Below are 6825 nucleotides of genomic sequence, written 5' to 3'. Positions count from 1 at the left end.
TGAATGCAACATGACATCTAGACTAGATATCGTGTTCTTCCATATTCACATTTTCAAGGTGCAATCTTCATCTCGTCGCATCTTGCGGCGACAAAAATTAATATAACATCTTTCAAGATAAAAAACAACCCTTTTTTTATAAAAATATCTATAGCTGATCTTATCATTAAATATCATTAAATAACATTAAAAAACCTAAGAGCTTGATAACTAGTCAAAATAAGAAAAACAAACAAAATAACAAGGATGAACCACGAATAAACATGTTTTTTATTTCGAATAGCCTTATAGATAAATAAACATAACACACTGAAAACGAGTATATTGAAAATAATACTAATCAGTAATAATAAAATATACATCTTCATCCCGTTTACAATAATCCTACTTATTATTAGAACTGGACTTAAGCAAAAATTCAAATCTTTAGAAACCAAAAAAGCTGTTTCTCTGTCCAACTCTCCTAGCATGTTGACTAAAATTGTTCGTCAGAGAAACAGTGATCTAACAGAACTTAAGTCCATGTCTCACTAAATCTTTTCGATAGAGCTTCTAGAGAAAGAATAGAGTGAACTATATCGCCATCATTGGTGAGCTTCTTGAATCATTAAGCCACCCCATATCACATTCTTCATTAGGTACATCCCATACTTGAAATGATTAGTTTACCAAGTTCCTTGTGTTTCCACACTTTCTAGAAGCTATTGATTCAGAAATTTAATCCAAGCCCACCCTAAAAAAGAGAGTACTGGGCAGCTCGCCGTTCAAAAAAGGTGGAGTTCCCACTCTATCTTAAATTTTCAACAGCAGGTAATCACTTTTCATGGCAACATTATTTACAATATAACTATCATTTTCTCACTCAATAGCTCATTTCGTCGAGCAATCAGTTTGGGTAAAATCATCTTTACCTTCTTTTATGACCTGCTCCAAACTATCTAACATCCTCACAAAATTTTCTCGCTTTATTTTCCCCATAAAAGCTACTTGCAACCAATTTCTCTGCTTTAAATAAGAGCTTTCAAATTGCAAATGAAACCCTTGGTCTAGCATTCTCTCTCCAATTCTTGATGATGAAAGCCTTGGATCTAACTCAATCGTCAAAATCCCAGGAGCTGATACATCTCTAGGTGCTAATATTTTTAACCCTAATCGTTGCTCTAGCTGATTGCGTACCCAATCATACATAGAGCTGGTCTCTTCATAAACTTTAGAGTCTGTAAACTGATCTAAAGTCACACTTAAAGCATTCATTAAATTAGAAGAATGTGAATACGGAATACTATCCCACTCCTGATACATCCCCAAATCTAGATATCGGGGCAATCGTGAAGACGGCTGAATACGCTCTTTATGAAAAACAAAAGACAAGCCTGTTAACGCTCCGATTGCTTTTCCACTGACTCCAGTCGCCATAAACACATCTTTTAAATCACAAGGAACCGTCCCCAACGAACTAATACAATCACAAACGACTTGAACCCCATATTTTTTACCTAGCCGTGTCATTCGAGGTAAATCATTTAAAACTCCTGTTGATGTCTCACAATGGACAAGCCAAACCCAACGATACACTTTTTTCTTCAATAATTCTTCAATCCGGTCTAAAGAAAGTGGTTGACCATAGGCTTCCTCCAAAATATCAAAGTTTAAAGAAAAACGACTTGCATGATCCACCAAGCGTTTTCCAAACTCGCCATTAACCAAAATCAACCCACACCCTGGCTCGAGTGATAATTGTGCTGCTACCGCATCATTTGCAAGAGTGCCACTTCCAAGCAAAATCTGAACATGAGAAACTTGGGTCAACGAGCAAAGCTTTTTTTGTATGTGCTTCATTTGCATGATAAATTCATCATTACGGTGAGACTTTGCTTCTTTTGCAAATGCTTCATAAACATGCTTTTCTACTCCTACTGGTCCAGCAAGATAACTAGATGTCATATCAATAATTCTAAACGCATCTGAACGACGATATGTATCATAAGTCAAATACATCGGCTGATACTCAGCCTTCTTGGTTCCTACCCGTTTAGCAAATGGTGTAAATCCGAAGTGATGATACAGTTTCAACTCTCTCGTAGTACCTGAAATCACTGCAAAGTCGATCCCTTGTTTTTTCAGATAACGCATCAAAAAACGCATCAACCCATAAAAGATTCTTCCTCTCCGATGTTTAGCATCAACCGCCAACAGCCGAACTTCTACTATTTTTTCGGGAACAAAAGGAAGGTACTGATCTAAATCATCTATTTTATCATCCAAAGAAAATGGTCGTTGAGTTCTTACCGCAAGCATGCCGACCACTTTCTCTTCGTGAAGACAGATCAGATAAGTATTTTCGTCGTGAAAACGATCGATTAACCTTCGTTCTGGATTAGGGGTGTGTTGGGGAATCTCCTCTACAAAAGTTTGGTAGTTTAACTGATGAATCTGTATAATCTCTTGCGGAAGACTAGCAATTTTAAAAAAATAGCTCACATCAACCATCTCCTAGTAGGAATGTAAAATGTACTAAAAAACGAATAATAAGTGCAAAAACAATAAAATTTTGCCGATTTTACTAATCCCGTCACTATCTTCTAGCACTTGAAAGTAGGAAACTTGAATACTAGACTAGTAAAATGAATGAAAAGGGGATATATTTTTATATAATATAGAATTCCAAGTAAGATTTAGATAGAATTACTATAATGAATAAATATTATCAAAGCTTATCTCCAAAAGAAAAGCTTTTTTTCTAGTTCCAGCTGTTACTTACTTAGCTGGATTCTATCTGTCTAGTTTTTTAAATCTGTTTGAAAAGGGGATACATACTTATGTTAAATCCAAAATCTTTCATTGGTACTTGGAAGCTTGTTTCTTTTCAAAGTACACTCGCAAATGGTTCCACTGTCTATCCACTGGGTGAAAAGGCTACAGGGTTTATTCTTTATAGTGAAGATGGGTTTATGAATGTAGCGATCATGAAAGAAGGATTTGAGAAATCTAGTTCTCCCCAAGTTTCTTATTTGGATTATTTTGCCTATGCAGGTCGGTATGAGCTAAAAGAAAACTCGGTGATCCACCATATGGATGTTGCCGTGATTCCTCAGTGGATCGGTCACCATCAAGAGAGGGTTGTAGAATGGTTGGACGATCAACTTTGCTTGTCCACCACAGAGCCCGTTACACTTGATGGCATCACTTATGAATCAAATCGGTTGATTTGGGAACGAGTAGAAAAGGAATAGACCCTAAATAAAATCGGACACTGTCTTTGGTGTCCGATTCCTACATTCTTCCTATTCTTTTTCTGAGCTAGTTTCGAGAGAAGCAGGGGTTGGAGCTGGGGCATTAGAAGGAATTTCTTTTTGAACTGTAACAGAACCACGTAAAATAGTAATGGTTAATAACCCACCTAAGATCCAAGTCAAAGTCTCATCTGTATTACTTAAATAGGTACCTGTTCCTAACTCAGTACCAGATTCATAGACTGTGATTGCATCCCCTTGATCAAATGTTTTCGTTAGAATGGCAGCTACATCACCACTAAATAAAGACATTTTTTCACCTCCCTAAGATTATATTGTCTAATATATACATAGAGTCATAAACTTGATTAAACAAGTAACTACTTTTCTATGAAATAGATTTACCTCACTAAGGTTTCGGACTTATTTCTAGGTATTCTAAAAATATTGGTTATCTTTAAAATCATTTTCTTTTCACGTCTCACTTCACTACTCCATGAATATGGTTGTAGAAATGTGAAAGAGGCGGTGTGATTGATATGACTTGTCCATATAAAAAACAGGTAGAAAAGGCGATTAATTGTTTAGCCAATGAACTTTTAGACCAGCAACAATCCGATGGGCGATGGTCCTTCTGTTTTGAAAGTGGCACCATGACTGATGCTTACATGCTATTACTCATGAACTTGCTGGATCAAAAAGACCCCATTCTCCATGAAGCCCTAGTGGAACGAATCATCCATAAACAAACCTCTTCAGGAACTTGGAAGCTTTTTTATGATGAAAAAGAAGGGAATCTATCAAGTACCATAGATACCTCTATTGCACTTTTATATTCAGGAGCCAAAAGTGCTAATGACCCAGAAATGAAGAAGACTATCGAATTTTTACAATCTCATGGAGGGATCAAACGTGCTGGATCCATGACACGTATTGTCCAAACCTTACTTAGACATGGCAGTTGGTCCCAATTCCCTAAACTCCCTATAGAGTTTTTATTACTTCCCCTTTGGGGCCCTGTTAACTTTTTTGACTTTGTAGGATATACACGTGTTCATGCTGCTCCAATCTTAATTGTGGCTGATTCTTCTTATTTCGTGCAATTATCTGGCTACGAGGAAGTTGACAAGTGGTTATCCTCCCTCGATTTGAGCTCTTATTCTGAGCAACCTCAACCTCCCATATATACACAAGAGGAGATCCTACAAACTCTCTCTCTCCCCTACCAATTTCGCTCTTATTACCATCAACAAGCTGTACAAATCGGGCAACAGTTTATGTTGAATCGAATTGAAAAGGACGGAACTCTGTATAGCTATATGACTAGTACTTTTTTAATGATTTTTGCACTTCTCTCCCTTGGATTTCCCAAAAATCATCCAGTCATCCAAAAGGCTTATCATGGCTTAACTCAATTGGTTTATCCATTACCCCAAGGTGCACACTTACAGGAAACAACCTCCACCGTTTGGGATACATCACTCATCCTTTATGCTCTTCAAAAAGCTGGCGTCTCTTCGAAACATCCTTCAATCAAGAAAGGATTAGCTTATTTAAAAAAGCGACAGCATACGAAAATCGGAGATTGGAAATTACGTAACCCTCTGGGGGCTCCAGGAGGTTGGGGATTCTCCGATATAAATACCATCAATCCCGATGTCGATGATACAACCGCTTGTTTACGGGCTTTCACTCCTACAGTTCGGAAGGGCAAGAAAGTGAATACTTTTCAACGTGGACTTCAATGGTTGCGATCAATGCAAAACTCTGATGGAGGGTGGCCTGCTTTTGAGCGGAATACAAACAAATTTTGGTTTAAATTTCTACCCTTTGAAGATGGAAAAAGCGTGTGGGGAGATCCTTCTAGTGCTGATCTAACCGGAAGAACCTTACAATTCATTGGAAGCGAACTAGATGGTTCTCTAAAGGACATACAAGTTCAAAGAGCTTACCAATGGTTAATCAAAAATCAACTCCCTGATGGCTCTTGGTTTGGTCGATGGGGAGTTACTTATATCTATGGCACTTGGGCTGCTTTAACTGGGTTAGCATCTATCGGAATTCCTAAAGAGCATCCTACTGTCGCAAAGGGGACCAACTGGTTACATTCAATCCAAAATGAAGACGGGGGATGGGGAGAGTCTTGTTATAGTGATACCGCTAATAAATATATTCCACTAAATGCTTCTACGCCTGTCCAAACTGCATGGGCACTTGATGCATTAATCGCCTTTCATGATCAACCCACTCCAGAAATAGAGTCTGGTATTCAATGTTTATTATTCCTATTGGAGCAACGGGGATGGGAATGGACTTATCCTGTAGGAGCAGGTTTAGCTGACCAGTTTTACATTTACTATCATAGCTATCCCTATATTTGGCCTTTAGTCACTCTATCTAACTACCTTCAAAAATATAATACTAAAAAGAAGAAATCATAAACTCTTAATAGTGATGACAAGCAAATAAATATCAATCCTCACTCTGTTTCTAAATTTTCAATTTTCCCCTCCCCTGATCTTGAAGCTAGAAAGAGACCAAGAATCAAAAATTATTCTCAATAAATAACAAATCTTTTTTGATTCATTTGAGCCCGCATACTCGTAATTTTATACATAGTTCTATTACAGTACAAAAAACTTCTCCTGCTCGGGTTTCTATAGAAACTAGTTCAAGAAATAAATAACAAATCCAATATAAATTAGGGTGAATTGGACTTGGACTGAGTCCGACTATTTTTTGTCTCTCTATTTACATATGTTAATAAAAAGTAGATATTTTTAATAAACTCTTACTTGCCCTAAAGAGAGACTTATTATAATGTTTTTTTATACCCCAATAAGGAGAGAAGCCTATGATTGCGACTCCAGAAACCCACATCTCATCTATATTTCTGGAGGGTTAAAAGTGATAGAAACAAAACGTTTACAGATGGTTCCTTTTACACTTGAATATGTACGTGCTGCGATTATGGGAAAGGAACAACTAGAGTCTATCTTAAATTACCAGGTTTCAGAACAATGGCCTAACCCAGATTTTGCAGAGATTCTGCCTTGGATGGCTGACCAATTAGAACAAAATCCTTTACAAAGTAAATGGAGTGGATTGATCGTTCATAGAAGTGAACAAATCCTGATTGGCGAAATAGGTTGCAAAGGGTGTCCCAGTCCGGATGGTGTTGTCGAGATTGGCTACGGAATTGTGCCCGATTATCAAAACGATGGGTATGCCACTGAAATGGTGCAAGGCTTTGTGCAATGGTTACTCCAACTTCCTGAAATAAGAAAAGTGACGGCAGAATGTTTGAAAGACAATAGACCTTCTGTAAGAGTGCTAGAAAAGGTCGGATTCACTCAAACTCGGACTGATCAAAGTTTCATCTATTGGGAAATCTCCTAAAACATCAAACCCTCTATGCCCCAAAGGTTTTAGAGGGTTTTCTCATTATCAAATCTAAAAATAAAAAACCCCCAAAAGCTTTTTTGCTTTTGGGGGTTTGTATTCCCTGAAAACTAAAGAGTGAGTGTAACCTGACCTGAAGAGAGAAAATTCGTATCGTCATGTATCATAAAGATACTCCGTAGAAAGGAGG

Annotated in this window: 5 protein-coding genes; 3 read left to right on the top strand and 2 right to left on the bottom strand. The window is 37.4% G+C overall.

Going from position 1 to position 6825, the window contains the following annotated elements; all coding sequences use genetic code 11:
* Nucleotides 1–870: 870 nt before the first annotated feature.
* Nucleotides 871–2481: an aminotransferase class V-fold PLP-dependent enzyme gene (locus EDD58_RS14545; protein ID WP_165875995.1), complete on the bottom strand. Its 1611-nt coding sequence runs from the start codon at nt 2479–2481 to the stop codon at nt 871–873.
* Between the two features lie 338 nt (nt 2482–2819).
* Between EDD58_RS14545 and EDD58_RS14540 the strand changes: the two genes are divergently transcribed.
* The gene (locus EDD58_RS14540; protein WP_131926842.1) at nt 2820–3233 is read left to right on the top strand and encodes a lipocalin-like domain-containing protein; all 414 of its coding nucleotides are present in this window, start codon (nt 2820–2822) and stop codon (nt 3231–3233) included.
* A gap of 51 nt (nt 3234–3284) precedes the next feature.
* Here EDD58_RS14540 and EDD58_RS14535 read toward each other — a convergent pair whose 3' ends face one another.
* Nucleotides 3285–3545, bottom strand: coding sequence for a hypothetical protein (locus EDD58_RS14535; RefSeq protein ID WP_131926840.1), 261 nt, complete (start codon nt 3543–3545; stop codon nt 3285–3287).
* A gap of 227 nt (nt 3546–3772) precedes the next feature.
* On the opposite strand from EDD58_RS14535, the gene EDD58_RS14530 reads away from it, so the two are divergent.
* Both EDD58_RS14530 and EDD58_RS14525 read left to right on the top strand, forming a co-directional pair.
* Nucleotides 3773–5674, top strand: coding sequence for a terpene cyclase/mutase family protein (locus EDD58_RS14530; RefSeq protein WP_131926838.1), 1902 nt, complete (start codon nt 3773–3775; stop codon nt 5672–5674).
* Nucleotides 5675–6140: 466 nt separating this feature from the next.
* Entirely contained in the window at nt 6141–6632 is a 492-nt protein-coding gene (locus EDD58_RS14525; protein WP_243648759.1) for a GNAT family N-acetyltransferase, read from the top strand.
* The last annotated feature ends 193 nt before the right edge of the window (nt 6633–6825 follow it).

This window comes from Hazenella coriacea (genome assembly GCF_004341825.1).
GTDB classification, from domain to species: Bacteria; Bacillota; Bacilli; order Thermoactinomycetales; family Thermoactinomycetaceae; genus Hazenella; species Hazenella coriacea.
This window is presented reverse-complemented; position numbering and strand designations above follow the sequence as displayed.